General features: G+C 62.7%; 26 protein-coding genes. 11 read left to right on the top strand and 15 right to left on the bottom strand.

Going from position 1 to position 26,686, the window contains the following annotated elements; translation table 11 throughout:
• Nucleotides 1-95 precede the first annotated feature (95 nt).
• Entirely contained in the window at nucleotides 96-788 is a 693-nt protein-coding gene (locus BN1233_RS08540; RefSeq protein WP_046863024.1) for a DUF1989 domain-containing protein, read from the bottom strand.
• A 225-nt stretch (nucleotides 789-1,013) separates the two neighbouring features.
• On the opposite strand from BN1233_RS08540, the gene BN1233_RS08535 reads away from it, so the two are divergent.
• Nucleotides 1,014-1,607: a histidine phosphatase family protein gene (locus BN1233_RS08535; protein ID WP_046863023.1), complete on the top strand. Its 594-nt coding sequence runs from the start codon at nucleotides 1,014-1,016 to the stop codon at nucleotides 1,605-1,607.
• Nucleotides 1,608-2,117: 510 nt separating this feature from the next.
• Here the strand turns inward: BN1233_RS08535 and BN1233_RS08530 are convergent.
• Nucleotides 2,118-4,334, bottom strand: a complete 2,217-nt coding sequence (locus BN1233_RS08530; RefSeq protein WP_082145264.1) for a heavy metal translocating P-type ATPase — start codon at nucleotides 4,332-4,334, stop codon at nucleotides 2,118-2,120.
• 70 nt (nucleotides 4,335-4,404) lie between these two features.
• Between BN1233_RS08530 and BN1233_RS08525 the strand changes: the two genes are divergently transcribed.
• From BN1233_RS08525 to BN1233_RS08515, 3 genes are all read left to right on the top strand, one after another.
• Complete coding sequence (locus BN1233_RS08525) at nucleotides 4,405-4,827, top strand: MerR family transcriptional regulator (RefSeq protein ID WP_046863022.1); 423 nt, start codon at nucleotides 4,405-4,407, stop codon at nucleotides 4,825-4,827.
• 284 nt (nucleotides 4,828-5,111) lie between these two features.
• Nucleotides 5,112-5,357 carry a hypothetical protein gene (locus BN1233_RS08520; protein WP_147707052.1) on the top strand — a complete coding sequence of 82 codons (246 nt, stop codon included), beginning with the start codon at nucleotides 5,112-5,114 and terminating at the stop codon, nucleotides 5,355-5,357.
• A 136-nt stretch (nucleotides 5,358-5,493) separates the two neighbouring features.
• Nucleotides 5,494-6,240 carry an SGNH/GDSL hydrolase family protein gene (locus BN1233_RS08515; RefSeq protein ID WP_082145262.1) on the top strand — a complete coding sequence of 249 codons (747 nt, stop codon included), beginning with the start codon at nucleotides 5,494-5,496 and terminating at the stop codon, nucleotides 6,238-6,240.
• Nucleotides 6,241-6,545: 305 nt separating this feature from the next.
• On the opposite strand, the gene BN1233_RS08510 is transcribed toward BN1233_RS08515, so the two are convergent.
• The 5 genes from BN1233_RS08510 to BN1233_RS08490 all read right to left on the bottom strand — a co-directional run bounded on the left by BN1233_RS08510 (nucleotide 6,546) and on the right by BN1233_RS08490 (nucleotide 13,139).
• The gene (locus BN1233_RS08510) at nucleotides 6,546-8,018 is read right to left on the bottom strand and encodes an AMP nucleosidase (RefSeq protein WP_046863020.1); all 1,473 of its coding nucleotides are present in this window, start codon (nucleotides 8,016-8,018) and stop codon (nucleotides 6,546-6,548) included.
• A gap of 272 nt (nucleotides 8,019-8,290) precedes the next feature.
• Complete coding sequence (gene ettA, locus BN1233_RS08505) at nucleotides 8,291-9,943, bottom strand: energy-dependent translational throttle protein EttA (protein WP_046863019.1); 1,653 nt, start codon at nucleotides 9,941-9,943, stop codon at nucleotides 8,291-8,293.
• A gap of 114 nt (nucleotides 9,944-10,057) precedes the next feature.
• Nucleotides 10,058-11,386, bottom strand: coding sequence for an erythromycin esterase family protein (locus BN1233_RS08500; RefSeq protein WP_244470975.1), 1,329 nt, complete (start codon nucleotides 11,384-11,386; stop codon nucleotides 10,058-10,060).
• Nucleotides 11,387-11,553: 167 nt separating this feature from the next.
• Entirely contained in the window at nucleotides 11,554-12,276 is a 723-nt protein-coding gene (locus BN1233_RS08495) for a metallophosphoesterase family protein (protein ID WP_046863239.1), read from the bottom strand.
• A 47-nt stretch (nucleotides 12,277-12,323) separates the two neighbouring features.
• Nucleotides 12,324-13,139, bottom strand: coding sequence for a nucleotidyltransferase family protein (locus tag BN1233_RS08490; protein WP_046863017.1), 816 nt, complete (start codon nucleotides 13,137-13,139; stop codon nucleotides 12,324-12,326).
• 192 nt (nucleotides 13,140-13,331) lie between these two features.
• Between BN1233_RS08490 and BN1233_RS08485 the strand changes: the two genes are divergently transcribed.
• Complete coding sequence (locus BN1233_RS08485) at nucleotides 13,332-14,003, top strand: protein-L-isoaspartate(D-aspartate) O-methyltransferase (RefSeq protein ID WP_046863016.1); 672 nt, start codon at nucleotides 13,332-13,334, stop codon at nucleotides 14,001-14,003.
• 191 nt (nucleotides 14,004-14,194) lie between these two features.
• Nucleotides 14,195-14,467, top strand: a complete 273-nt coding sequence (locus tag BN1233_RS44500) for a (2Fe-2S)-binding protein (RefSeq protein WP_074078262.1) — start codon at nucleotides 14,195-14,197, stop codon at nucleotides 14,465-14,467.
• A 68-nt stretch (nucleotides 14,468-14,535) separates the two neighbouring features.
• Here BN1233_RS44500 and BN1233_RS08480 read toward each other — a convergent pair whose 3' ends face one another.
• From BN1233_RS08480 to BN1233_RS08450, 7 genes are all read right to left on the bottom strand, one after another.
• Nucleotides 14,536-15,258 carry a dienelactone hydrolase family protein gene (locus BN1233_RS08480; RefSeq protein ID WP_046863015.1) on the bottom strand — a complete coding sequence of 241 codons (723 nt, stop codon included), beginning with the start codon at nucleotides 15,256-15,258 and terminating at the stop codon, nucleotides 14,536-14,538.
• 149 nt (nucleotides 15,259-15,407) lie between these two features.
• Nucleotides 15,408-16,694, bottom strand: a complete 1,287-nt coding sequence (locus tag BN1233_RS08475) for a TRAP transporter large permease (protein ID WP_048709596.1) — start codon at nucleotides 16,692-16,694, stop codon at nucleotides 15,408-15,410.
• Entirely contained in the window at nucleotides 16,691-17,188 is a 498-nt protein-coding gene (locus tag BN1233_RS08470; RefSeq protein WP_046863013.1) for a TRAP transporter small permease, read from the bottom strand. Before BN1233_RS08470 ends, BN1233_RS08475 begins: the two co-directional genes overlap by 4 nt.
• Nucleotides 17,189-17,249: 61 nt before the next feature.
• A complete protein-coding gene (locus tag BN1233_RS08465) occupies nucleotides 17,250-18,227 on the bottom strand; it encodes a TRAP transporter substrate-binding protein (RefSeq protein WP_046863012.1) in 978 nt (325 codons plus the stop codon).
• A 56-nt stretch (nucleotides 18,228-18,283) separates the two neighbouring features.
• Nucleotides 18,284-18,700: a hypothetical protein gene (locus BN1233_RS08460; protein ID WP_046863011.1), complete on the bottom strand. Its 417-nt coding sequence runs from the start codon at nucleotides 18,698-18,700 to the stop codon at nucleotides 18,284-18,286.
• Nucleotides 18,690-19,121, bottom strand: coding sequence for a hypothetical protein (locus BN1233_RS08455; RefSeq protein ID WP_048709593.1), 432 nt, complete (start codon nucleotides 19,119-19,121; stop codon nucleotides 18,690-18,692). The genes BN1233_RS08460 and BN1233_RS08455 overlap by 11 nt, the downstream gene beginning before the upstream one ends.
• Nucleotides 19,121-20,014 (bottom strand): NAD(P)-dependent oxidoreductase, encoded by an 894-nt coding sequence (locus BN1233_RS08450; protein WP_244470974.1) that lies wholly within the window; start codon nucleotides 20,012-20,014, stop codon nucleotides 19,121-19,123. The genes BN1233_RS08455 and BN1233_RS08450 overlap by 1 nt, the downstream gene beginning before the upstream one ends.
• A gap of 230 nt (nucleotides 20,015-20,244) precedes the next feature.
• Between BN1233_RS08450 and BN1233_RS08445 the strand changes: the two genes are divergently transcribed.
• The 5 genes from BN1233_RS08445 to BN1233_RS08425 all read left to right on the top strand — a co-directional run bounded on the left by BN1233_RS08445 (nucleotide 20,245) and on the right by BN1233_RS08425 (nucleotide 25,417).
• On the top strand, nucleotides 20,245-21,042 hold the full coding sequence (locus tag BN1233_RS08445) for an SDR family NAD(P)-dependent oxidoreductase (RefSeq protein ID WP_046863009.1): 798 nt from the start codon (nucleotides 20,245-20,247) through the stop codon (nucleotides 21,040-21,042).
• A 122-nt stretch (nucleotides 21,043-21,164) separates the two neighbouring features.
• The gene (locus BN1233_RS08440; RefSeq protein WP_046863008.1) at nucleotides 21,165-22,526 is read left to right on the top strand and encodes an NAD(P)H-dependent oxidoreductase; all 1,362 of its coding nucleotides are present in this window, start codon (nucleotides 21,165-21,167) and stop codon (nucleotides 22,524-22,526) included.
• 60 nt (nucleotides 22,527-22,586) lie between these two features.
• Nucleotides 22,587-23,573, top strand: coding sequence for a TRAP transporter substrate-binding protein (locus BN1233_RS08435; protein WP_046863007.1), 987 nt, complete (start codon nucleotides 22,587-22,589; stop codon nucleotides 23,571-23,573).
• 95 nt (nucleotides 23,574-23,668) lie between these two features.
• Nucleotides 23,669-24,124 carry a TRAP transporter small permease gene (locus BN1233_RS08430; RefSeq protein WP_046863006.1) on the top strand — a complete coding sequence of 152 codons (456 nt, stop codon included), beginning with the start codon at nucleotides 23,669-23,671 and terminating at the stop codon, nucleotides 24,122-24,124.
• 9 nt (nucleotides 24,125-24,133) lie between these two features.
• Complete coding sequence (locus BN1233_RS08425; protein WP_046863005.1) at nucleotides 24,134-25,417, top strand: TRAP transporter large permease; 1,284 nt, start codon at nucleotides 24,134-24,136, stop codon at nucleotides 25,415-25,417.
• Between the two features lie 8 nt (nucleotides 25,418-25,425).
• Here the strand turns inward: BN1233_RS08425 and BN1233_RS08420 are convergent, their stop codons facing one another.
• Nucleotides 25,426-26,685 carry a ribulose-bisphosphate carboxylase large subunit family protein gene (locus BN1233_RS08420; protein WP_046863004.1) on the bottom strand — a complete coding sequence of 420 codons (1,260 nt, stop codon included), beginning with the start codon at nucleotides 26,683-26,685 and terminating at the stop codon, nucleotides 25,426-25,428.
• Nucleotide 26,686: the final 1 nt, after the last annotated feature.

The raw sequence follows: 26,686 nt of genomic DNA, 5'->3' as shown, positions 1-26,686 counted from the left end.
CCCAGGCGGAGCTCGCCCCTCTCCTGTTAAAACGATGACCGCTTTTTATCGGCGTGCATCGCGAGGTCTACGGAGTTCGAGCTGGTCAACTGGCGTTAGGCATGCACCATCACGTGTAGCGCGCGCGGCGTCGCGTCCACTCCGTTGATGGGCAAGATGTCCATGGGGCATGACGAGATTACCGCGATGCAGTTCATCTCGGCCCGCATGTCCACGGAGTCACCCGGCTTGGATACCGGCTCGAGCCAGGCAATCGATCCGTCGGGCTGCGGCGGCGTGTTCATCCAGAGATTCAAGGGACATGGAATCTCACGGGCGCGGCGGCCAATCGCCAGCAGGGCCATCCGGAGGTTGTCGGTGCAGTTGTCGTGATACCCGTCCACGCCGAGCTGGTGATACCGGTGAATGTCGCAGGAGGCGATCAGCGTATCGTGCACGCCAGGTGAGGTGTCGGTCGTCAGGGTCAGGATCGGGCGACGGCGATTCGTGACGAGCTTGTCTCCTGCCTTCGGCGCCATGCGTTTCAACGAAGGCCGCAGGTGTTCCATGGAGAGGTATTCGCGCGGGTCCTCCTCGCTGAAAGCCCAGAAATCTGCGACCTGTGACCCGAAGGTGTTGACGATACGGATCGTCTGGCCCGCCGTAAGCCGGAAAGCCAGCGCCTCACGTGCTGGGACTTCATAGGTACGATCGAGGATGGGCGTGCCGTCCGGCGAGATCGGCGAAGACAGAGTGGCATTCGTACCGTCCGGTGCGCCCTGATCGTTGTTCGGCTCCCCATGGCTCATGACGACGCTCCTCCGTTCACTTCGTGTGCTCCTGCCATAGCATCGGGAGGAACAGGTCGCGTGACAATAGTACAGCACAACCGATCGGCCGCTGGCCGATCATGGTCGTCGACGCAAACAGACCCGATTTCGGTGGTCACAAGATCCCTGCAAATCCCATAGAAAGCTCGACCTGCTCGATTTCCAACCGGACAAGTTCTCGCATCTGAAGCGAGAGGAGGTTTCGTGGCCGTTATTCTGTTCGTCACCCATCCCGAGGTCGTGATCGACCCGAAGGTTCCAGTTCCCAAATGGCCGCTCTCCGAGCAAGGGAGGGCGCGCATGGAGGCCTTCGCTTCCGACCCGGTCCTCCGCCGAGTTCGCGCGATCTACGCAAGCGGCGAGCGCAAAGCGATCGACGGCGCCGACATTCTGGCCAGCCATCTCTCCGTTCCGTTCACGGTCGACGAGGCACTCGGCGAGAATGACCGGTCGGCGACCGGCTACATCGCTCCGCCCGAATTCTGGGAGGTGGTCGATCAGTTCTTCGCCCGGCCAACCGAGAGCATCCGAGGCTGGGAGCGCGCAGCCGATGCCCAGAGCCGCATCGTCAGCGCGGTGCGCCGGATCGCGCAGCACGGCGAAGAGGGCGACATCGCAATCGTGTCCCATGGCGGCGTCGCGACCCTGCTCATGGCGTATCTCAGAGGGGCCGATCACGCTCGCCCTTTCGCGCAGCCGCATCGCGGTGGAGGCTGCTATTTCGTGATCGACCGGGAGCGGTTCACTCTTCGCGAAGGATGGCGCATGATCGATCCCGAACTACGGGTCGAGGGTTAGCGCCCTGAGGCGTGACGCGCCCGGCACCAGCCAGCGCCTGCTCGAGCAGCCCATTCGATCCCTCCGGAACGGGGATCCTCGGGCGCCCCAGGCTGCTGGGTGCGGACCAATCGGTGTTCTTCTAGGCTGCACGCTTATGGCGAGGATCGAATCGGAGGAGCTTCCCGCGAAGCTTCTTGCCCTCGTCGATCCACTTCGCCGCCTTTTTGCGGAGCTTGTTCTTTTTCGCAGTGCTACGATGCTTCTCGCTGCCCTTGCCCATCGCGCGTCTCGCCTGAAGCCGAAAGTCCCGCTTCATTCTGGTGAGGTGCTCGACCAAGTCAACGCATTCCCGTATTCCGTTGCTGGCTGTTGATTCCCAATTTTCGTGCCCCTTATCCGGACCGGATCTCCACCGGCAGGACTGCGCCAGCTTGCCCCGCGCACAAGCGATCTAGACTTAGATCCGCAAATCTGGATTGCTCTGTTGCGCTCGCGGTGCCGCGACGCAGTAATGGGCGGCCGATCACCTCATACCTCCAGCCTGACATTGAGAAGGCGGAGCGCGTTCATCGTCACGAGCACGGTCGCACCCGTATCGGCCAGAATCGCAGGCCAGAGCCCCGTGATTCCGATGATCGTGGTGACCAGGAAAACCGCCTTGAGACCCAACGCCATGGTGATGTTCTGGTGAATGTTCGTCATGGTCTTGCGTGAGAGATCGACCATGCGCGCAATGTCCAGGACGCGCCCGTGCAGAACGGCGGCATCGGCCGTCTCCAGGGCGACGTCGGCGCCTCCACCCATGGCGATTCCGATATCAGCGGCAGCAAGGCCTGGGGCATCGTTGATGCCGTCCCCGATTTTTGCGACGACGTGACCTCGGCTCTGCAACTCGCGCACGATCCGCTGCTTGTCCTCCGGCAGCAGTTCGGCCCGTGGCTCGATGTCGAGTGCCGTCCCGATGGCGCCGGCCGTCCGGTGGTTGTCGCCCGTGATCATCAGCGTGCTGACGCTCGCGCGATGCAGAGCTTGAATGCCTTCGCGGGCATCGGGGCGGGGCTCATCGCGCATCGCGATCACGCCGGAGAGCCTGTCTCCGGCCAGCAGGACGGAAACCGTCTTGCCTGCCTGGACCAGGGTCGTGATGCGCGCCATCCCGTCCTCGCCGAGGGAGGCGCGTTCGGCGGCTGCCTGTGGCGATCCCAGGAAGAGATCGAGGCCACCGACGCTTCCGGCCACGCCTCTGCCCGCCACTGCCGTTACGCTTGCAGCGGGTGGAATCGGGGCTCCCGTCGCGGCCGCATGATCGAGGATCGCCCGAGCGAGCGGGTGGCTCGAGCTCGTTTCCAGAGCCGCGGCGAGTGCGATGACGTCGCGTTCCGAGCGCCCGAAGGGAATGACATCCGTGACCCGCGGCTGGCCTCCGGTCAGCGTGCCGGTCTTGTCAAGGGCCGCAATCGTGATCTTTCCGAGCGTCTCGAGAACGGCGCCTCCCTTGATCAGAAGCCCCTTCCGCGCCCCGGCCGACAGACCGGCCGCAATGGCTGCGGGCGTCGAGATCACGAGCGCACAGGGACATCCGATCAGGAGAACCGCGAGACCCTTGTAGACCCACTCGCCCCAGGATGCTCCGAGGGCGAGCGGCGGCAGGATGACGACCAGAAAACCGACCAGAAGAACGCCGGGCGTGTAATATCGCGAGAAGCGGTCGATGAAGCGCTCCGTGGGCGCTTTGGCTTCCTGCGCCTCCTCGACGAGCCTCACCACCCGCGCAATGGTGTTGTCCTGGGCTGCCGCCGTGACCTCGACTCGGAGAGCCGCATCGAGGTTGATCGTGCCGGCGAAGACCTTGTCCCCGGCTGTCTTCTGTTTCGGCACGCTCTCACCCGTGACGGGTGCCTCGTCGATGCTGCCGGTGCCCGACAGGATGATTCCGTCCGCTGGAATGCGGTCGCCGGGCCGAACCAGAATGGTCGAGCCGACCTTGAGGCTCTCGGCTGGGACTTCCTCTGCGCGGCTATCGGTTTCGAGAAATGCGGTCTTCGGGACCAGTCTCGTCAGGCTGCGGATGCTCGCTCGCGCCCGGCCCGCCGCAACGCCTTCCAGGAGTTCTCCGACGAGAAAGAGAAGGACAACGACGGCCGCCTCCTGGACCTCCCCGATGATCACCGCGCCGGTTGCCGCGATGGTCATGAGGGTTTCGATCGTGAAGGGCGAGCCATAGCGTGCCGCCGTGAGCGCGCGCCAGGCGATCGGGAGGAGCCCGACCGCAAGGGCAGCCAGGAAGGCCCCTCGCTCGATGGACGGGAACAGGAGACCGACTGCATAGGCAGCCAGAAGAGCGACACCGCAGCCGATCGTCAGCAACCCTTTGCGGCTGCGCCACCACGGCCCTTCTTCCTCATGGCCGTGCGAATGCAGGTGGTGTCCGGGCTCGCCTTCCCGGCCCCGCTCCCGACCGAGACCAGAACTCTCCTCGTGTCGCCCTACCTTGTAGCCGAGGGCCGCGATCTGGCTGGCGATTGCTGCGGAGGCGGTGGTGCCATCATGGACGACCGTGACAGTCTCGGCCGGAACGGACACGACGACGTCGCTGACGCCGGCGAGACGCCGCACCGCGGTCTCAACCTTGGCTGCGCAGGAGGCGCAATCCATTCCGGTCACGCGGTAACGGAGGCGCTCGCCTCCATGATCCACATGATCCCCGGCGGAGATTGCTCTCGAGCCGTCGCAAATCCTGCCCATCACGCGCCCTTCATATCGAGTCGGCGCGAACCTACATGCTCTAGCGACTAGAGGATCAAGGGGTAGAGCGATGAAGCCACTCGCGATCGGTGCGCTTGCTGACCGGACAGGAGTGAAGGTTCCGACGATCCGCTACTACGAGAGCGTGGGCTTGCTTCCGCCTGCACCGCGAACCGACAGCAATCGGCGCACCTACAATGACGAAGCGGTGCGGCGCCTGCGCTTCATCCGCCATGCCCGCGATCTTGGATTCGAGATCGAGGCTATCCGACAGCTCCTGGCTCTCGCGGACGATCCGGATCGCTCCTGCGAGCAGGCCGACTCGATCGCTCGCGAACACCTTCAGAGCATCGACGACAAGATCGCGCGACTGGTCGCTCTGCGCGCCGAAGTGCAACGCATGACGGAGGAGTGCACGCACGATCGGATTGCAGAGTGCCGCGTCATCGAGGTCCTCGCCGATCATGGCGAATGCCTGCACGAGGCCCATTGATGCGGGCGATTCGCGCTCTCGGGCATTGAGGCGAACGGATCCGGTCGAATCCATCATCAGAGTATGCCTCGTTGCTCTGATTGAAGCTGCAGGCTTCTGTCGCGCTGGTGCAGCATTGTACTGTGCAGTGCTACTCTGAAACCCGGCAACTCGGATTCCTTTCGCCACCTCGCGGGGAAAGGCGTTCCCGTCATAACCGCATGGCTCCCGCAGGCTCGGCCGCAACCCTCGCGGCCCGGCGGGCGTTCTCGTCGGCATTTGGACTCCGGCATCAGGAGACGCTCATGGCTGACGAGAAGCACGACCGCAGCGAGTCGGCGAACCAGACCTCGCCGACGGACAAAGACAAGCAGAATACGGAATTCTCTTCGAGCAACCCGCCTCGGGCACCATCCGGCCTCGGGTCGGACCTGCAGCCGGGCGGCACTGTTCCGGGCGGCGGTCCTGGTGCATCCACAGGCTCGATCGGCACCGGCGGAGGCCAGACCGAGAACCGCGACTCTGGCTCGCTGAAACGGGATGGACGGTAGTTCCGCACATCCGCTCCCAACAGGCCTCTCGCGGGGAGAGAGCCTCAAACCGATAGCAGAACACCTCGAGAGTCTCCTGGCACTTCGACGTTTCAGGCGATGGTTCAGGGTCCTGTTAGCTGCGGGACTTGGCTTGATGGTATCAGCGCCGGCAGTATTGGCTTTCGACCACATCGTCGTCTTCGGCGACAGCCTGTCCGATTCCGGCAATGCCGGGCGGTTCTCGAACGGCCCGGTCTGGGTCGAGCAATTGGCCTACCGGCTCGGGCTGCCGCTCGCCCCCAGCCAAGCAGGCGGCTTGAACCTCGCCGTCGGTGGAGCGCGCCTCGACCCCAATTCAGGCCCTCACAATCTGCGCGCCCAAGCGGACCTGTATCTCGCCGAGCCTCCGCCGAAAGGCCGCGTGCTCTACATTGTCTTCGGCGGCGGCAACGATATCCTCGCCGCAATCGGCACGCCGCATGCGGGAAAGATGGTTGATACGGCGGTCGCGTCCCTGACGAGCATCGTATCCGATCTGGCCCGCCAAGGCGCGACCGACATTCTCCTCCCGAACTTGCCCGATGTCGGCATGACTCCGCAGGTGCGGGCACGCGGTGACGGAGCCGTCGCTGAAGCGGGCGTCCTGGCGGAGCGCTTCAACACCCAGGTCGAACGTGCGCTTCTGTCGATCAATGGTGTCCGGCTGCATGTTCTCGACGTGCGAGCCATGGCGGAGCGCGCAAGAGCCGATCCGGCCGCACTCGGATTCGTCGACGTCACGACGCCTTGCGAGTACTTGCCGACATGCGATGGGTATCTCTTCTGGGATGGCGTTCACCCGACGACAAAGGCCCATGAGCGCCTTGCAGAGCGGGCCTTGCAGGTCTTGTCAGCGCAGTAGACCGGATTCTTGCGCCAGTGGATTTCGTTGTTGTGAGCCATAACGGGAATGCACCGCCCATCCCACCGCACTCCCGTCCTTGCGAGCCGGAGGCGACGCAATCTATCCGTCGACGGAGGCGCTCCTGGACGGCTTCACTTCGTTCGCAATGACGAAGAGGGCGTGAGCACGGGAAGAGCACTGTCGGAAACGAAGTAGTGCCTCACCCACTGCCGTCCTTGCGCGCCTAAGGCGAGGCAATCCAGGAAGCGGGCGCAGACTTGGATTACCTCGCCCGCAATTCCGGAAAAAGCCGACAGTTTATCCTACCGGAACGGCGGCTCGTCGAAGCTCCGCAACTTTCTGGAATGAAGTCCGCGCCGGTTCTCCTGCAAGATATCGAGCGCAGAAAGTCCGATCAGCAGATGCTCTCCGACGGCGCGCTCGTAGAACGCATTCGCCGCGCCCGGTAGCTTGATCTCTCCATGGAGCGGCTTGTCGGAGACGCATAGCAGAGTGCCGTAGGGCACCCTCAGCCGGTAGCCCTGTGCTGCAATCGTGCCGCTTTCCATGTCGACGGCAATCGCTCGCGAGAGATTGATCTGCCGGCGCTCCTTCGTGAACTGCAGCTCCCAATTGCGGTCGTCATAGGTGACGACCGTACCGGTGCGCAGGCGAGCCTTCAGGGCGTCGCCCCGCTCTCCGGTCACGCGGGCCGCGGCCTCCTGCAATGCGAGTTGCACTTCGGCCAGTGCAGGGACTGGGATTTCCGGCGGCACGAGGTCATTGAGGATGCGATCGCGCCGCAGATAGCCGTGGGCGAGCACGTAATCGCCGATCGACTGCGACTGTCGCAGACCGCCGCAATGGCCGACCATCAGCCAGCAATGTGGGCGCAGAACTGCGAGGTGGTCCGTGATGTTCTTCGCATTGGGCGGACCGACGCCGATATTGACCAGCGTGACTCCCTGTCCACCCTTCCGCAGAAGGTGGTAGGCCGGCATTTGATAGCGGTGCCAGGGCGAAGCGGCGATCGCCTGCGCGAGCGCTGCCGAGTTGAGTCCGGGCTCTACGGCCACGCCGCCCGGAAGAACGAGTCTCTCGAAGCCGCCTTGGTGCAGCTGCTCGACAGCCCAGCGGATGAACTGATCGACGTAGCGGTGATAGTTGGTGAGCAGGATCCAGGGCTGAATGTTGCGCCAGTCGGTGCCGGTATAGTGCACGAGCCGCCGCAGGGAATAGTCCACCCGGACGGCGTCGAACAGCGCCAGGGGGCGTGGCTCGTCATCGGCGGTGACCCAGGTTCCGTCGGCCACCTCGTCGCCCACGACGGAGAGCAGCGGCGTCGGGAAGAAGCGGGCGAGTTCCGCTGAAGATACGGCGCCGTTGCTCAGCTCATCGCCCCGCTCGAAGACATATGGATAGGGAATTTCCTGATTGCTGACTCCCACCTCGAGGGTGGCGCCGTAGTCCGTGACGAGGGGATGAAGCTGCTCAAGGAGGTAGCTGCGGAACACGGCCGGTTGCGCGATGGTCGTCGCATAGACGCCCGGCCCCTGGAACTTGGCGAACGCACGCTGGGTGCGAGGGGCCGGTGACGAGGACCGATAGGTCACACGCAGGCAGGGATAACGGAACCGGGCTCGCTCGGCCTCCGTGGGTGGGGTCCGGTCGGCAAAGAAGCGCTCGAGCGCCTCTCGCTGGCTCGTGACAGCCGTATCGTGCAACTGGACGAGGCGATCCACCGCCTTCTCGGGAGTGGCGGCAGGCTGGAACGAAGATCCGAATTCGACGGGCAAGAGAATTCCTGTCTCGCTTGAGAACTGGCAGCGCGCTTGCCTGAAGAACTCACTCGCGCCGGGGCAGGATCCCCCGATGGCCGCCAGCCTGCAAGTGTGTGGCTTCACTGGCCGAGATCGGGAACGACCTTCGCACCTGCCAAGCCCGGGACCTACGCAGAAGCCCAAGCCGCTACGTTACACCCCTTTTCGCAAGGCCGGCACAAAGCCGGCGTACCATCCCATTCACAAAGACGAGGCGAGTGCGGCGTTCCGCACCCGGCCAGCCCCGATCACCGCGTGAATTTCTTGTACTTGATCCGGTGCGGGATCGTGGAATCGATCCCGAGACGGCGCTTCTTGTCCTCTTCGTAATCCGCGAAATTACCCTCAAACCATTCGACATGGCTGTCGCCCTCGAAGGCCAGGATATGCGTCGCGATGCGGTCGAGGAACCAGCGGTCGTGGCTGATGATGACGGCACAGCCGGCATAATCCTCAAGCGCCTCCTCGAGAGCACGCAGCGTGTCGACGTCGAGATCGTTCGTCGGCTCGTCGAGGAGGAGGACGTTTGCGCCGGACTTCAGGATTTTCGCAAGATGGACGCGGTTGCGCTCACCGCCGGACAGAACGCCGACGCGCTTCTGCTGATCCGACCCCTTGAAGTTGAACGCCCCGCAGTAAGCTCGTGAATTGATCTCGCGTTTGCCGAGATAGATCACCTCGTTCCCGCCAGAGATCTCCTCCCAGACGGTGGCATTCGGGTCGAGGCTGTCGCGCGACTGGTCGACATAGCCGAGCTTGACGCTCTCGCCGATAGAGATCGTGCCGGAATCCGGCTTCTCCGAGCCGGTGATCATCCGGAACAGCGTCGTCTTGCCGGCGCCGTTCGGCCCGATCACGCCGACGATGCCGCCGGGCGGGAGCTTGAAGCTGAGATCGTCGATCAGGAGCCGGTCGCCGAATCCTTTGTTGAGATGGTCGAAATCGATGACATTGTTGCCGAGCCGCTCGGCAATCGGGATGATGATCTGCGCCGTGGTTGGGCCCTTCTCGTTCGCCTTGGCGACGAGTTCCTCATAGCGATTGATACGGGCCTTGGACTTGGCCTGCCGGGCCTTCGGCGACGCCGAAACCCATTCCCGCTCACGCTCGATCGTGCGCTGGCGAGCTTCCTCCTCGCGACCCTCCTGCTCGAGGCGCTTCTGCTTCTGGACCAGCCATGAGGAATAGTTACCCTCGTAGGGAATCCCACGCCCCCGGTCGAGCTCCAGGATCCAGCCGGTCACGTTGTCCAGGAAGTAGCGGTCGTGGGTCACGATCAGGATCGCGCCGGGATAGGTGCGAAGATGCCCCTCAAGCCAAGCCACGGTCTCCGCGTCGAGATGGTTGGTCGGCTCGTCGAGGAGGAGAAGCTCGGGCTGCTCGAGAAGGAGCCGGCAGAGCGCGACGCGGCGGCGCTCACCGCCTGACAGATTGTTCACGTCGGCATCGTCGGGCGGGCACCGCAGGGCATCCATCGCCTGGTCGACCTTCGATTCAAGGTCCCAGAGCCCCTTGGCCTCGATCTCGTCCTGGAGGCGGGTCATCTCGTCCGCCGTCTCGTCAGAGTAGTTCATCGCGAGGTCGTTGTAGCGGTCGAGCACGGCCTGCTGGGCGGCAACCCCCTCCATCACGTTCTGACGGACGGTCTTCGAAGGGTCGAGCTGTGGCTCCTGGGAAAGATAGCCGACCCGGGCGCCCTCGGCGACCCAAGCCTCGCCGGTCCACTCCTTGTCGATTCCCGCCATGATGCGCAGGAGGGTGGATTTACCCGCGCCGTTCACGCCGAGCACGCCGATCTTGGCGTCCGGATAGAAGGAGAGGTGGATGTCTTGGAGGACCTTCTTGCCGCCCGGATAGGTCTTCGAGAGACCACGCATATGATAAATGAACTGTCGGGACATCGGTGAAAGCCCTGCCAAACGTGACCGCGATGGATGGATGGCGGTCAGTTAACAGGGCGCCCGCCGAGCGGCAAGGCGGAGCGACAAAGGGGCCCGGCCGCGCCCGGGCCATCCTCACCTCCGGAATGGATGTCCGACGGGGAGAGCCGATGCAGCGCCGGCATCGATCGGCGTGACCGCCCGGGTTTCCTCGAACCACACCAGGGCGTCGAACTGCTCGGCGAGCACCGCCTCGAAATAGTGGCTGTAGAACTCGGTCTCCGGGCGATAGACGACCCCGATGGCCCGTTCGAGACGGCGCGGGAACAGGGCCTCGCGCAAGTCGTCGGGCCCCTCGCGCCAGTCCAGCAGGGCACATGGGACGCCTGCGTCCAGGAACACCCGTTCATGGCTATCCGGGCGTGAGGGACGCACGGTCTTCACCTCCATGGGCTCGCCCCAGTCGCTCGCTGCCGCCACGGTGCCCCGATCGGTCCCGAAGCCGATGAGCACCGCATCCTCCTGAAAGGCGACGCGGCAGAGCTCGCCGATATTGAACTCTCCCTGCCATCCCATGGCGGTCACCGAGGCGTTGCCGATATGCGAGTTGTGCGCCCAGACGACGGCCTTCGCATCGTCACCGCGATGGTCCAGAACGTGCCGGAGGGTGTCGAACATATGCCGGTCCCGGAGGTTCCAGGACTCCGTCGAGCCCTCATACATGATCCGATAATAATGCTCGGCGGCGTTCACGATCCGCGCGTTCTGAACGGCATCGAAGTAGCTTTCCCCATCCGCCTCCGCGCGGCTGTATTCGATGCGCTTGGCGAGGAGTTCCTGCAACTGGGTGAGCAGTGCCTGGTCGCAGGGCCGCTTCTGTCCGGAAAGCACGGCCCGCCCGTAGCGCGCCGGGTCCGACTGCCAGGGGCTGAGGCATCCGTAGCGTCCGCGAGCGTCGGACGCGGTCGCGGGGTCGACCCGGTCCAGATAGCCCAGGACCTCCCGGATCGACGCGTGAAGGCTGTAGATGTCGAGCCCGCGGAACTCGGCCTGGTGCCGCGTGGCCTGCCCCTCATTGTAGGCGCGCAGCCATTCGAGGAGTTCCACAACCTCCTGGTTTCGCCACATCCAGGTCGGAAAGCGCGTGAAGGCCGGCTCTGCGTGGTCGCGGGCGGGCCGACCGCGAATATAGGTATCGATGCGCGCAGCATCCGGCCAATCGGCCTCGACGGCGACGATCCGGAATCCGTGCCGCTCGATGAGCCGGCGCGTGATCGCGCTGCGGGCTCGGTAGAATTCCGAGGTTCCGTGCGTCGCCTCCCCGAGCAGGACGACCTTTGCATCGGCGAAGCGGTCGAAAAGGCGCCCGAACGCCTCCGCGTCGTCGAGCGGCGGCAGCGGCTCCGCATGGGTGCGAATGGTGGCGACCACGTCCTCGCAGAGGGGATCACGCGTTCTGAACATCGCGTTTTCCATGCTGGACCTCCGACGTGGCGAGGAAGACGGGATTCCTTGCAACGGCTGGCCGTTGCGGGAGGTTCCGGTCCTCTCGCATGACTCATGACAGGACGTGGTTTCAGGAGCTGCGCTGTACTTGCTGCGTTAGCGCCACCATCCGATGATGCACCCTGTCAAATCTCCAGAATCGCATAAGGCTTGCCCGTCGGCTTCTCGATGTGCTGCGCCACGTTGTAGACCGCCGCACCGCCGAGCGTGTGCCCCTGATAGCAGCCGCGGTGTGCATGGCCGTGGACCACTGCGGAGACCTTGAAGCGGTCGATCGTTTCTGCGAGGCGGGATGAGCCCAGGAACGGGAAAATCTCGAGTGGCTCGCCCTCGATGGTCTCGACGATCGGCGAGTAGTGGAGAACGACAACGGCGCGCTTCGCCCGCACCTGCCGCATAGCGTTCTCGAGCTTCATCGCCTCATTGACGCCTTCCGCCACCATGGCCTTGATGGCGGGCTCGCCGAACGAGCCGAGCATCCGGCGTCCGAACCCGCCCGCAAAACCCTTCACGCCGACAAAGCCGACGCCGTCGATCTCGATGGCCTGTCCATCGAGAATTCGGACGCCGGCCTGGCGCAGGATATTCGTCACCTCCTGCTCGCAACCGCACTCGTAATCGTGATTGCCCAGCACGGCGATGACCGGGATCGAGCAGGCCCGCAGATCCTCGGCGAGGACCTCGGCCTCCCGAGGTTTGCCGAGATCGGTCAAGTCACCCGCGATGACGAGGACGTCCGCGTCGCGCGAGATCTCGCCGAACAGCTCGCGATACGGTGCAGTATGGTCCTCCTTGACGTGGAGGTCTCCGATAGCGGCGACGCGGAGTGTTTCGCTGGGCTCAGGCATTCTCATCCCGCTGACGGTGGCAATCGTGGCAGCAACGCCCACTCCCGTCAGTCGTTCCGCCAGTCGCCCTCCCCGCCGACATCCGCGAAGCCCCACAGCTTCACGTCGGGCTCATAGTCGATCCGCGAGAACATGCGGCCGCGACAGACTTTCATCTGGGGTGGTGGGAGCTGCCGCTGCTTTGCGAGCCGATCAAGGAGCTCGTCGAGCAGCCAGGCCGGGACATTGTCGCGCTCCGTCGGATAGATCCAGCGGAAGTTCAGGAGTTGCGTGAGCAGCACCTCCCAGTGGACCTCCATGTAGGCGAGCAGACGCTCCCAACCGATCTGGTCGTGCGCTTTCAGGATCGTGTGCGCGATATCGGCGCCGTCGTAGCGATGGCGCAATTGAATGAAGCACTTCGACCAGACCAGTTCGGTCGGCCCCACGATGCGAACCGGGATGCCGAAGACCTCGATCTGTCGCGCATGCTCGAACCACTCGTCGCCGACCGGCATCGTTCCGTTCGACGAGGCGAAGATCACGTCGAAGAAGTGCTTGCCCTTGAAGACTTTTCCGAGCCAGCGGTCGTCCTCAACTTCGATGGCGTGCCCGAGAGACCGGAAGTGGGCGAGAATCCGTGTGTAGTCACCGGCCTTGCAGAAAATGTCGAGGTCCTTCGTCTCGCGGGTGATCCCCGTATAGGCAGACAGCGCATACGTGCCTGCGAGCAGAAACGGGATTCCCATCGCGTTCAGCTCGCGCAATGCGTCGATATAGAATGCTTCGGCCTCGGGATTCTTGAGTGTCGGCTCCGCCTTCGCATGCATCGAGGGGACATCGATCGGCGCTTTCGGTTGGCCGTTTGGATTCTCTCTCGTCATGGCTCCTGTCCGGAGGGCGCCCGAAACCCGCGCGACAGACAACTGGGCATTCCGGGGGATGTTCCGTCCCGCTTGCGGCGGGCGGAGGATTGCTGCGCCGGGCCTGCTCCGGCCCGGTTACCCGGCAGGGCTGGCGTGCAACCGCGCCGAGCCTCTGGGGTTATCCTGTCCGTCGAGCCACCGGACAGGGCCATGGCCGGACCGGAACTGACACGCCCCACAGGCCGCGAACGGGCCCGGATGGTCGAGCATGATCTCGCCGGCCGCGGCGTGACGGATCGGCGCGTCCTCGATGCGATGGCTGCCGTTCCCCGAGAGGCATTCGTGCCCACGCCCCACGAGCTTCTCGCCTACGAGGATCGGCCGCTCCCCATCGGATCCGGCCAGACGATATCGCAGCCGCTGATCGTCGCCCTGATGCTCCAGGCAGCCGCCCCCGCCCCGCATGAGCGTCTGCTGGATGTCGGCACGGGATCGGGTTACGCCGCGGCAGTGGCGAGCCTGCTCGTCGCGCACGTCTTCTCGATCGAGCGCCATGCCGAGCTCGCGGAGGAGGCCGCGGACCGGCTCCGCCACATGGGCTATCGCAATGTGACGGTCAGGGTCGGGGACGGCACGCTGGGCTGGCCAGAAGCTGCCCCCTTCGACGCCATCGTGGTGGCCGCAGGCTCGCCCGAGGTCCCTGCCCCTCTGATCGAGCAACTCGCCCCGGGAGGTCGCCTCATCGTGCCCGTCGGCCCCCGGAGCGACCAGCGCCTGTTCCGCTATGTCCGGGACTTCGGCGGGCGGGTCTCCCGTGACGACCTCGGGCCGGTGGCCTTCGTGCCCCTGATCGGGGCCTACGGGTGGTCGCGAGGAGAGTAGGCCCGGCCACCGGCTCCTGCAGAAATGGCCATCGGCCAGCTCGATCCCGAGGCACCTCCCTCCCGATGCATGCCCGAATGGGTCAACCGGACGCATGCGAGGTGCGACCGGGAGGCATGGCCAGACGGCGCCGTTTCAGGCAAAGTCACTTGGAAATCAGTAGCTTAGAGTAATTCCAAACTACGACCGCGATGATTGTCTGTTCCTGCAACGTCCTGTCGGACGGGGCGGTGCGAGCCTGCTTGACGCCCGGCCCCGGCTGCCCCCGCACTCCGGCACAGGTCTACGAATGCCTCGGATGCTCGCCACAATGCGGGCGCTGCGCGCGGTCGATCCGCGCGATCATGGAGGCCGCACTCTCCGCTCCAAGCTCCCCTGGGAGCTGTTGCTCTTCTCACGCTTGTGGCGGCGTGAATCAGTCGCCCTGCTCGGACCTAGACAAGGTGCCGACGCCGGTAGATTAGGACCTGCTCGCCGGGTGGCGGGCGCGAAGTCGCCGAGTGAAATCCCGACCCGCTCCCCATCGAAGCAATTACGGCACTCCGAAAATCTCGTCGAAGAAGGCGCACATCTCCGCCCAGGAGCGGGCATCGGCCTTTGCATCGTAGCGCGCCATTTCGGGCCGATTCCTCTTGTCGGCCTCGGGGTTGGTGAAGCTGTGCACCACCCCACCATAAATGTTCATCTGCCAATCGAGCCCGCCTTCCCGCATCTCCTGCTCGAAGGCGATGCGCTGATCCAGCGGTATGCCAGGATCGTCTGCACCGATGCAGACCAAAACCTTGCCCTTGATATTCTTCGCGTCCTGGGGCGCACCAGTCGTGAGTCCGCTGTGGAAGCCGACGACCCCGCGAAGGTCGGCGCCGCTGCGTGCCAGTTCCAGAGCCATGGTTCCGCCAAAGCAGAACCCGATCGCTGCGATCCGGGCGGGATCGACCTCCGGACGCACGCGCAAAGCGCTGAGACCGCCCAGGGCACGGGCACGTGTGCGTAATGGATCCGACCGGAGCGGTCCGATCAATCCAATCGCTTCCTCTATCTCACCGACAACCCGGCCCTCCCCATGCAGGTCGCAGGCCAAGGCAACATAGCCGAGAGCGGCGAGCCTCTCCGCGCGCGACTTGGCGTGGTCTCCGAGCCCGAACGCCTCCGGGAAAACCAGCACGCCGGCCCGCCCGGACCCGCTTCCGTCCTGATAGAGGTGGCTGACCATCCTCAGACCGTCAGCCTCGTAGCTCAGGGTTTCCTTGTGCATGAGGTTTCTCCAACCGCTTGGACCCTGCTCCGTCCGAGCCCGTGGGCTCCCGTTTCACCGCGGATCCACCCGAATCCGGGCCCGCCCTCAATCCCACTCGACTCGCGTCGTGAACCAAATTGGCTTCAGATGCCTGTCGGCGCATGCCGTCATCTGAACAACCCAGGCAGGAGCAGGGAAATCTGAGGCACATAAGTGACGAGCAGCAGCGCAATGAAAAGGGGCAGGTAAAAGGGCACGATCGCCCGCACGACCTTGTTCAGCGGCAGATCAGCCACCTTCGCAACCGCGAACAGCACCATGCCGACGGGAGGAGTCAAGAGCCCAATCATCAGGTTGAGGATCATGATGATCCCAAAATGGACCGGATCTACACCAGCTGTCACCGCGACCGGCAGGAGCATCGGCGTGAAGACCGTGATGGCCGCGTTAGTCTCCATAAAGAGGCCGACGATCAGCAGGAAGAGATTGAGAGCGAGGAGAATGGTGACAGGATCGAGCTGCAAGCCCGAGATCCATGCCACCAGCACTTGCGGAATTTGAGCAAACACCAGGAACCATGCATAGAGGGCAGCGGCTGCAACGATGATCAGGATGATCGCCGTATCGCGCATCGTCGCCCGGATCATATCGAAGAGGTCGCGAAAAGTGAGCTCGCGGTAGACCAGCATCGTGATTGCGATCGCGTATAGGGCCGCTACAGCCGCAGCTTCGGTCGGGGTAAATATGCCGGACCACATTCCTCCGATGATAATCGCTGGAGCAAGAAGCGGCAGGAGAGCGCGGATAAAACTCTGAAACAGGGCGTCCCAGCCCGACCAAGTCTCGGTCGGGAGCGCGAGGCGCTTCGCCTGAACTGCTACGACGAGCATCATCAGCGCGCCCATGAGCAGGCCCGGCAGAATACCGGCGATGAGGAGCGCGGTCGCGGAGACATTCGCGATGACCGCGTAGATAATGAGCGGGATACTCGGCGGGATCACCGGCCCAATGGTGGCAGATGCCGCTGTGACCGCGACCGAGAAATCGTCCGGGTACTTTGATTGCCGCATCGCACGAATCTCGATCTGCCCGATCCCCATGGCGTCTGCCACCGCCGAACCAGACATTCCCGAGAAGATGATGGACGCCGCGATGTTCACCTGTCCGAGACCGCCGCGCCAATGTCCTACCAGGCGATGGGAAAAATCGAAAATTCGATCGGTGATTCCTCCTGTATTCATGATCCGCCCGGCGAGAATGAAGAACGGAATCGCGAGCAGCGGAAAGCTGTTCACACCATAAATCATCCGTTGAGCGATGATCGTATAGGGGATCGCGTCCAGGCCGCGCTCGAACACGGTCACGACCAGTGTTGTGAGCCCGAGCGCGAAGGCTGCCGGAATTCCCAGCAGAAAAAGAGCGACAAGAAGACCGACGAAGAGGGCGAGTATCATGATATCAATCGCTCGCCCTGCACGAAATTGGATATCCGGGTCGCCGCGTCAAACGCCATGACCGCAATCATGGCCAGCACAGCAATTCCGACACCCGCATAGACATATCCCATTCGAAACCAGGCCATGGTTGCCGTTTCAGTCTGCCAGGTTGCCTGTGCCATGAGCCAGCAGCCGACGGCGAATACCACCAGAAACCATGTCACGAGCACATCCGAGACGATAGCAGCGATTGCGCGACCTCTTGCCCCCACAAGGGCGTCGATTGCATCGACCCGGATGTGTTCACGAAGCATCAGCACCACCACTCCGCCGAAATAGGTGGTGAACACGCACATCAGCCGTGCGAGCTCCTCGGTCCACATGAGTGAGACATCCGAGAGATATCGCAACACCACCTGCAGAACCGACGATCCCAGCATGACCAGAAAGGAGGTGATGGCGATCGTCTCGAAAACGAGGAAGAGCGCGCGCCGTGCCGGTGCGACGACCATTGAGGCGGATCCTTGGTTCGGGAGGGCGCGAGCAGGTCGCGCCCTCGTCTACGGACTGCAATCAGTTCAGGTATTTCGAGACGGCCTCGCGGACACCAGGAGCCCAACCCTTCGCGAGTTCGTCGATGGCTGGACGTGCCGCCGTCACAAAGGCAGCGCGATCCGGCTTGATCGGCTTCATCTTGTGCTTTGTCTCCAGCTCGCTGCAGGTCTTGTCGATCTCGCCCTTGGTCAGCTCGTCACCGAACTTCGCGGCCTCGACGGCAGAGTCGATGACGACCTTCCGCAGTTCGGGGGTTAATCCGTCGAGAAATTTCTTGCTGATCGACCAGTGCCAGACAGCAGGCACATGGCTGGTGTAGATCAGGTACTGCTGCACTTCATAGAGCTTCGCCTGATTGACGTTAAAGCAGGGGTTCTCCTGCGCATCTACGACACCCATCTGCAATCCGCTGAAGACCTCCGGCCAGGCAACCGGAGTCGGCCGCGCTCCGACTGCGGTCCATGCCTTCACCCAGGATGGGATTTCCGGCACCCGCAGCTTCACGCCCTTGATGTCGTCCGGCGTATTGATCGGCTTCTTTGAAGTCAGATGGCGATCGCCCCGGCGCATGAAGGCCACAACCTCGATGCCGACCTTGCTCCGGATCGCGTCCTTTGCCTTCTCCCCGATCGGGCTTGCCCAGTACTCGTAAACGGCCTCGGGATCAGGGAACACGAAGGGAACAACAGTCGCGGCATATTCGGGGGCTGCTACGTTCGGGAGAAGATCACCGTTGAGGGTCATCGCGACCTGATTGACGGTCAGCTGCTCGATATTGTCGCGCTCTCCGCCGAGCACCGCAGACGGAAAGGTCTTCACCTTGATTTTTCCGTCGCTGCGCTTCTGGAGGAGTTCGATGAATTTGTCGACGGCCGCGAATTCGGGTCCTGGCGGCGAGGTGTGGAGTGCGAAGCCAAGTTCGACGCTTTGTGCCATTGCCGATGCCGTCGACACGGCAATTCCGACTGCGGCTGCAGCCAAGAGTTTTCGTATCATCTGTTTCTCCCTGTCGGTGTTATCTGCGCCCCGTTCAGCGGGATCCGTGTTGGTGGCTACGCTCCCGCTTTCTCGAGGAGCTTCGCGGATATGAAAGACTCAACTGCGTCGCGTACGGGTTGTCCGATCGTGATTTTGCCGGCGGCGGGCCCGTTGATCCGACTCACGACACCATTCAACCATGCGTCGAGGGCATCGCCGATGCGAGCCGTGACGTGGGACACGGCTGCGGCAGGGATGCCGTCCCGCTCCAGCATGGCAAGGGAAGCCACGCCGGCGTCATTCTTGCCGATACCTGCATCGTTGAAGAATACCAGCACTGGCGGATGCTTCGCGGCGAAGGCCCCCGAGATCGCGCCGCCGTGAGAACCGGATATCACGACGGTTCCGGTATTTCTCGGGGCTATCAGCGAAATGCTGTCCATGACCAGCACGGGGCATCCGCCTATCTCGGCGACGATCTCATTGCGCATCGGAGTCCCCTCCGAGGAACTTGCGAACTGCCTCACGCAATGAAACACCCGAGACGAATCCTATTGCGCGGGCACGATCGTTGACACCTGACAAAACCCCACTCTCGAAGGTCTCGAGGCCATCTCCAATCATTGCCGTTTCGTGGGAGACCGTCCCGGCCGCGATGCCACGCTCATTCAGGAAGGGGAGTGCTGCTCGCCCGGCACCATCCTTTCCGCCGCCGGCGTCGTTGAAGAACACGGCTGCGACCTTCACCCGGGCGGCGTATTCGCCGGAGCTGATCCCGCCATGGGAGCCGCACACGACGATATGACCGGCATCATCAGGATGAACGTGAGCGATCGTGTCGACCATCACGATCCGGCCGCGCCGGTGCTCCTCGAGCACCCGTCGCCGCATCTCGAAGACCTGCGCAACCATCAGGCGCTCGCCTGCCCCAGTCCAGCCATCTCCTCCATGAGGAGGGCGAGCGATGAGTTGTCGAGGTCTCCGCGACCGGTGGCATCCAGGACTCCATAGAGTTGCTGGACAAGCGCCGTTGCGGGCAGAGGCGTGCCACTCGCGCCTCCTGTGTCGAGAGCGATCTTGAGATCCTTGCGCTGGAGCTGAACCCGAAACCCCGCTTTGTAATTGCCATCGAGCACACGCTGGCCGTGCAAATCCAGCGCGCGGCTCTGGGCAAATCCGCCGAGGAGAGCCTGCCGGACCCTGGCCGGATCGACACCGTTCTTGCGAGCCAGCGTCATGGCCTCGGCGACTGCCTGAATACCGATCGCCACTGCAACCTGATTGCAAGCCTTGCAGACCTGACCGGCACCGGCAGCACCGATATGATTGATGGTGGTTCCCATGGAGCCGAGGATAGGACGGCAACGCTCGAGCACATCCGCGTCGCCCCCGACCATGATGGAAAGCGTACCCGCTTCGGCCGCCTGATAACCCCCGCTGACGGGGGCATCGATCATGTGAATCCCTCTTTCGGCGAGGTGATGTGCGAAGGTTCGCGTGGCGATCGGGGATATCGAACTCATATCGATCAGGATACTTCCCCGTCGCATCGATTCGCGGAGCCCTTGCGGCCCGAGCAGCACCGTCTCCACGTCTGGCGTGTCGGGGAGCATGGTGATCACGACCTCGGCTTCAGCGACGCCCATGAGACTTCCGCCGTCTTGAGCCCCGGCTGCGACAGCATTGGCGACTGCCGACGCGCTCTGGTCATGAACGATGAGCTTGAACCCGGCTTTGATGAGATTCCGAGCCATCGGCCGTCCCATCACGCCGAGCCCGACGAAACCGATGGTCTCTTGGGGCACCGTTTCTTCCCTAGTCATTTCTTATTGACCCGCCCTCGTAGGCTCATGTTGTGCAAGAGGGCTTCGGCCTTAGGACACCAACGCTGACATAGAATCTCCGATCACGTCAACATGCTGACAGTTAGGTCATCTGACGGGTTGTCACCTGCGCGAGTGGCCTTGATACTGTCGAACTCGACGTCCCGAAAGCAATGGCGGGAAACGGGCAAAGACAGGCCGGGAGGGAATCAATGACAGGCAAGCTCCAAGATCGGGTTGCCATCGTATTCGGTGCAGGCTCGGTCGGCGAAGGCTGGGGCAACGGCAAGGCGAGCGCCGTCGCCTACGCACGAGCAGGCGCCAGGGTCGCATGCGTCGACATGAACGAGACTGCTGCCAGGGCTACGGCCGACATCATCGCCGGCGAAGGTGGAAAAGCGATCGCCCTCAGGGCGGACGTGACGAGGCTCGACGAGGTCCGGGCGGCAACGGAGGAAACCGTCAGAGCGCTCGGTCGGCTCGACGTCCTTCACAACAACGTCGGGATCACTGCTGCCGGCGGCCCGGTGGAGGCGTCGGAGGAGTCCTGGGACCGGGTCATGAGTGTCAATGTGAAGAGCATGTTCTTTACATGCAAGTGCGCGCTTCCGATCATGGTCGAGCAGGGCCGCGGGGCGATTATCAACATTTCATCGCTCGCGGGCATCCGCTGGACGGGCTACAATTACAGTTCCTACTATGCGTCCAAGGCCGCGGTGATCAACTTCACTCGGGGGGTTGCCATCGAATATGCGGCACGCGGGATCAGGGCGAACTCGATCTTGCCAGGGCTGATGGACACGCCTCACATTTACCAGCAGATCACGACCTTCTATGCGAGCGTCGAGGAAATGGTCCAGGCCCGTCACAAGCTGTCCCCCACAGGCCGGATGGGTACCGCCTGGGACGTAGCCAATGCCGCGGTATTCCTGGCTTCCGACGACGCCGCCTACATCAATGGGGTCGAGCTCCCCGTCGACGGCGGCCTCCACGCAAAGGCGGGCGTCTAGGGACGGCTCTGCTGCTCTTCCGCGAAAGATCGGCCGCCGGACTCACGCCATCTTGTTTTTCTCAATCGTATGTGCTCGGATCTTCCCTAGAGGAATACGCCAACAATCAGAAGGGCTGGGGCTTGAACCTCCATAAGATGTTGCTGGAGCGGCAAGCGCAGGGCCGCCCTGTCACTGTCGGCGTCGTTGGGGCCGGCAAATTTGGGACCATGTTCCTGGCTCAGGCCAGAACCACCACCGGGATGCACGTCGTCGCAGTCGCCGACCTGAACGTCGCCCGAGCCCGATCGCAGCTGAAGATGGCCTCGTGGCCAGAGGCCCAATACGACGCGTCCTCCCTCGACGACGCCTTGAAGACGGGTAAGACCTATCTTTCCGACGAGACGGAAGCGATGATCGCCCATCCTGCGATCGAAGTCATCGTTGAGGCGACCGGAGACCCGAAGACAGGCATTCGGCTCGCAACGAAGGCGATCGAGAACGGCAAGCACATCGTGATGGTCAATGTGGAGGCCGACGCACTGGCCGGGCCACTCCTCGCCCGCAGGGCTCGCGATGCCGGCGTCGTGTATTCGCTTGCCTGGGGCGATCAGCCCGCGCTCGTCTGCGAGCATGTAGACTGGGCTCGTGCCTGTGGCTTCAAGATCGTGGCGGCAGGCAAGGGCACGCGCTATCACCCGACCTACCATCAGTCGACCCCGGATACCGTCTGGGACATCCTGAACCGTTACATGCGGATCAGGGATGAGGATCGCGGCTCCATCAACCCGAAGATGTTCAATTCGTTCGTTGACGGGACGAAGTCGGGCATCGAGATGACGGCCATCTGCAATGCGACCGGCCTGCATGCACAAAGCGAGGGCCTGTCATTCCCGCCAGCGACGCGGTTCGAGTTGGCGGAGATCTGCAAGCCCAGGAGCGCGGGCGGCGTTCTCGAGGCGAGCGGCGTGACGGAGGTCACGTCATCGGTCTACCGCGACGGCTCGGACGTGCCGCACAATCTCGTCATGGGCACTTATGTCGTATTCGAGGCGGCGGAGGACAACGATTACAGCCGACGTTGCTTTGTCGAGTATTCGATGCTGCCGGACAAGAGCGGGCGCTACGCGGCACTGTACCGGCCGATCCATATGATAGGGCTAGAGCTCGGGATATCGGTTGCCTCGGCGGCGCTTCGCAAGGAAGCGACCGGCGCGCCGGTCTGCTTCAACTCTGACGTGGTCGCGACCGCAAAACGGAAATTGAAGGCTGGAGAAATTCTTGACGGCGAGGGTGGGTTCTGTGTCTGGGGTAAGCAGACTCCTGCAGACGCATCACTCAGCAACGGCTACCTGCCGCTTGGCATCGCCCATAACGTGAAGCTCAAGCATGACATTGAAGAGGGACAGCGCCTGAAGTGGACCGACGTCGAGATCGACGAGCATGATCTCGCCGTAAGGACGCGGCGGGAAATGGAGGCCGTCTTCACACGCCCCAACACCTGACTTGTATAACCAGACCCCGATACGGGGCACGACCTACGGAAACGCTGCTGGAGGAATTACATGGCTTTCAAGGATATAAGTCGCCGCATGTTCATGGGCGGCGTCGCCGGGGGTGTTGGACTCGTCGCCATGCCGGCGGTTCTGCGGGCGCAGACGTACAACTGGATCGGCGCTTCGGCGACCCCGGCGAGCGATTTCATCGCGCAAGCCCTCGATGTTTTCGCAAAGCGGGTCGGCGAACTCTCGAAGGGTCAGATCAGTGTCACGAACCACCATGCCGCTTCGCTCGGTGGAGAGCGGGAACACGTAGAGGGTCTGCTCCAGGGCTCCGTCCATATCGCATCACCCGGACAGGGACTCCTCGCGGGATGGTATCGACCTGCCGAGGTCTGGACTCACCCCTACCTCTTCAAGGACGTGCCGCATAAAAATCGGGTCTGGGACACGATCCGCGACGAATACACCAAAGCGATCGCCTCCGAGGCGAAGCTCCGCACCATCGCAGCGATCCCCCGAATGCCGCGGCAGCTTTCGTGCAACAAGGTCGTCAAGAACCCCGACGATATGAAGGGCCTGAAGATCCGCGTGCCGGAGACAGCGCTCTGGCGGCGCACCTTCGAGCTCATGGGAGCGTCCCCGACCCCGCTGCCATTCCCGGAAGTGTTCCAGGCCCTCAAGTCACGGATCATCGACGGCCAGGAAAACCCGATCGCGCTGACCTACAATGCCGGCATTTTCGAGGTGAACACCCATCTGTCGCTCACCGAGCACATGATGCAGGACAACTGTCTCGTGATGGCCGAGAGTGTCTATCAGAAACTGTCCCCGGAACTGAAGGGCTACGTCGACCAGGCCTCTCGCGACATGGAGGCGGATCTTCGACCCAAGGTGGAAGCAGACGACAAGCGCATCCTCGAGGAGATCAAGAAGAAGAACATAACGATCACCGAGGTCGATAAGGACGCTTTCCGCAAATCGGTGGCACAGCTTGTCGAGGAGTTCCCGGCCGGGAAGGTCTGGGTCGACCGTATCGCCACGATTTCCTAAATCTTACTTCGGGAGGCTTTTGCCTCCCCTGCCCTCTGCGCATGGCCTCTACTCTGACTGCAATCTGCGATCCCATAACTCGGATCGCCAAGCTAATGATCGGTGCGCTCGTCGGCGCGATCGTCGTGATCACGCTGGCGGCCGTATGGTGGCGCTACGTGATCAACGCGCCTCTCGCATGGCCCGAGCAAGTGTCGCGTATCATGTTTGTCTGGGTTACCTTTGTCGGTGCGGCCGTACTCTACCGAGAGCGGCTCCACGTCGCCATCGACATGTTCGTGGCGGCTCTTCCGCACACCGCACGAAGAATCCTCGGATGGGGGGTCGAACTCACCATTCTCGCTTTCAATCTCGTGCTCCTGATCTTCGGCCTGAAGCTCTCGATCGACACGCTGGACCAGACCTTTGGAGCTCTCGACATCACGCCAGCGAGCTTCTACTTCGCCGCGCCCGTCGCGGCTACGATGATGATCCTGTACTTCATCGAGAGCATTGCAACATCTGATCGGCGCGCGGCAATCGACGTGCACGCCGGCGCCAGCACCAGCTAGGGAGTTCGCATGAGCGCCGCTCTGATGTTCGGCTTCGTGGCGCTGATCCTGATCGGTGTTCCGATTGCATTCGCCATGGGCCTTGCCAGTCTCCTGGCAATCATAGCTCACGGCGGGTTGCCCTTTTCGCTCCTTGCGCAACGCGCCCTCGTTGGCGCGGACTCGTATTCGCTGCTCGCGATCCCATTCTTCATCCTTGCCGGCAACCTCATGAACTACGGCGGGATCACCTCCCGCCTTATCGAATTTGCGAACGCAGTGGTCGGCCGATTCAGAGGTGGACTTGCTCAGACGACCGTGCTCTCAACGATGCTGTTCTCAGGCATCTCGGGGTCGGCTGTCGCCGATGCGACGGCCCTTGGCAAGGTGCTGATTCCTGCGATGAAAAAGCAGGGCTACAGCGCGCCTTTCGCAGGGGCATTGATGGCTGCCTCATCTGTTAACGGCCCTATCATCCCACCCTCGATTCCGATGGTCATTTACGGGCTCTCGGTCGGTAAGGGCGTGTCCATTGCAGCATTGTTCCTCGGCGGCGTCGTGCCCGGGCTGCTTCTCGGCCTTTCGCTGATGGGAATGGCCTATTACATTTCAGTCAAGCGAAACTATCCGGTCTTCGAGCAGGTTCCGTGGCGCGCAATTCCGCGCAGGGCGATGCCTGCTCTATGGGCCATCATGATGCCGGTCATCATTCTCGCCGGCGTCACTGGCGGGATCTTCACCGTCACAGAGAGCGCTGCCGTAGCCGTGCTCTATGCTGCCTTCATCGGTCTCGTGGTCTATCGCGAACTGAAGATTCAGGACCTCGTTCCTATCCTAGTGCAGACGGCGCTCGACTCGGCACTCGTGATGTTCATCATCGCTTTGGCCTCTGGGTTCGGTTATCTGATGGCCATAAGCGGCCTACCGCGTGACATAGCCGCCTGGATCTCGTCGGTTTCGACGAACCCCCATGTAATCCTCCTTCTCATCAATATTCTACTTCTCATCGTCGGCTGCTTCATGGAAGCCATCGCCGCGATGCTGATTCTGATCCCGGTGCTAATTCCCATCGTACAAGCTGCAGGGATCGATCTCATTCATTTCGGTCTCATCATGGTGTTCAACCTGATGCTCGGCCTCCTCACTCCTCCCGTTGGGATTCTGCTCTACATCTGTGCCAACTTTGCCGAGATCAAGTTGGAAGATGAAATCGTGGCAGTGATCCCATTCCTCGTAATGGGATTGATTATCCTCTTTCTCATTACCTATGTCCCGATGCTCGTACTGTGGCTACCGAACCTCGTTCTCGGATGATAAGTCGTTCAAGCGAACTTGTTGAGAGCCTGCCGGAGCTCAGGATACGATCTGGCGAACTTCTCGACCGGCACGCCTGCAACCGCTGCCTCCCAGGCCTGGCGAAGCGCCGTCACTCCAGCTGCAATGCCGCCCGGGTGAGCCATGATGCCGCCGCCTGCAGCATGGATAAGATCGACGGTGCCGATTGCGGTAAAGGTGTCGGCTACTTGCCATACGGTCTGCCCAGACGAAAACACGGGCATCACCTCCAGCGGCGGATATCCGTCGCCGAACAGCGGCGCAAGGCAGGACCGTGCGGAGGCAATGACCGACTCGTCGCTCTCCGAAAACTTGTTGCGCAGTCCGTTGACGTGAATGTGGTCGGCCCCCGCGAGGCGGTACACCTTGTGCCAGGCTTTGAACTCGAAGCCAAGGGCGGGGCAGCGACTGAGAAAACCCCATCCGTTGCGGTGACCATGGATCGGCAGCGCCGCGTGCTTGCGGAGACTCGCAAGACCGGGCATACCGACCCAGTTCAGGCTGACCATCACGCAGGTCCCACCCTCCCGCACGACCACATCGTGACGGGCGAGCATTTCGTCCATTTCGCCCGTGATATTGAAAGCGAACATCGTCTTCCGTCCGGTTCGCTCTGCGTGACGGCGGATCACCGTCATCACGGCCTTCACCCGCTCCTCGAAAGGGCAATGCGGCGGATCGGCCATGAGTTCGTCATCCTTGATGAAATCGATGCCTCCTTCGACAAGTCTCTCCACGAGTTCCGCCGTTTCGCGTGGCGTCAGGCCGACACTCGGCTTGATGATAGTGCCGATCAGCGGTCGGCCGTGGACGGCTGTCAATTGGCGCGTCCCGTCGATGCCGAAGGCGGGTCCCTGATAAGGGCCGAGCAACGTCGGCGGGAGATCGATGTCGACGAGACGAAGTCCCGTCACTTCGCGGCATTCGGAAAGGTTGCCGGCAACTGCCGCGAGAATATTGGGGAGAGAAGGACCGGTGTTGGCGAGCGGCCATGAAATCGTCACCTCAGCCAGTCGGATCGCGCCTTTTACCGGGCGCGCGACCGGCAGACTCGGCGCATCGCGTGCGCCAAACTCATTGATCTGCTCCACCCGCGCCGCGTGCATGCGCTCTACCCGTTCGGCGGCCTCGCCCGTCAGCTTCACGAAGGTCGCCGTCGAGGCTTCTCCCGCAATCACGGCAGCAGCATCGGCCACGTCGATGTCGGTCTCGATCAGATAGGTGGCGGAGAATCGCTCGGTGTTCATG

The sequence above is a fragment of the Microvirga massiliensis genome (assembly GCF_001006805.1).
Classification (GTDB): Bacteria; Pseudomonadota; Alphaproteobacteria; order Rhizobiales; family Beijerinckiaceae; genus Microvirga; species Microvirga massiliensis.
Note: the sequence above shows the minus strand (reverse complement) of the source record. Positions and strands in the feature narration are given on the sequence as shown.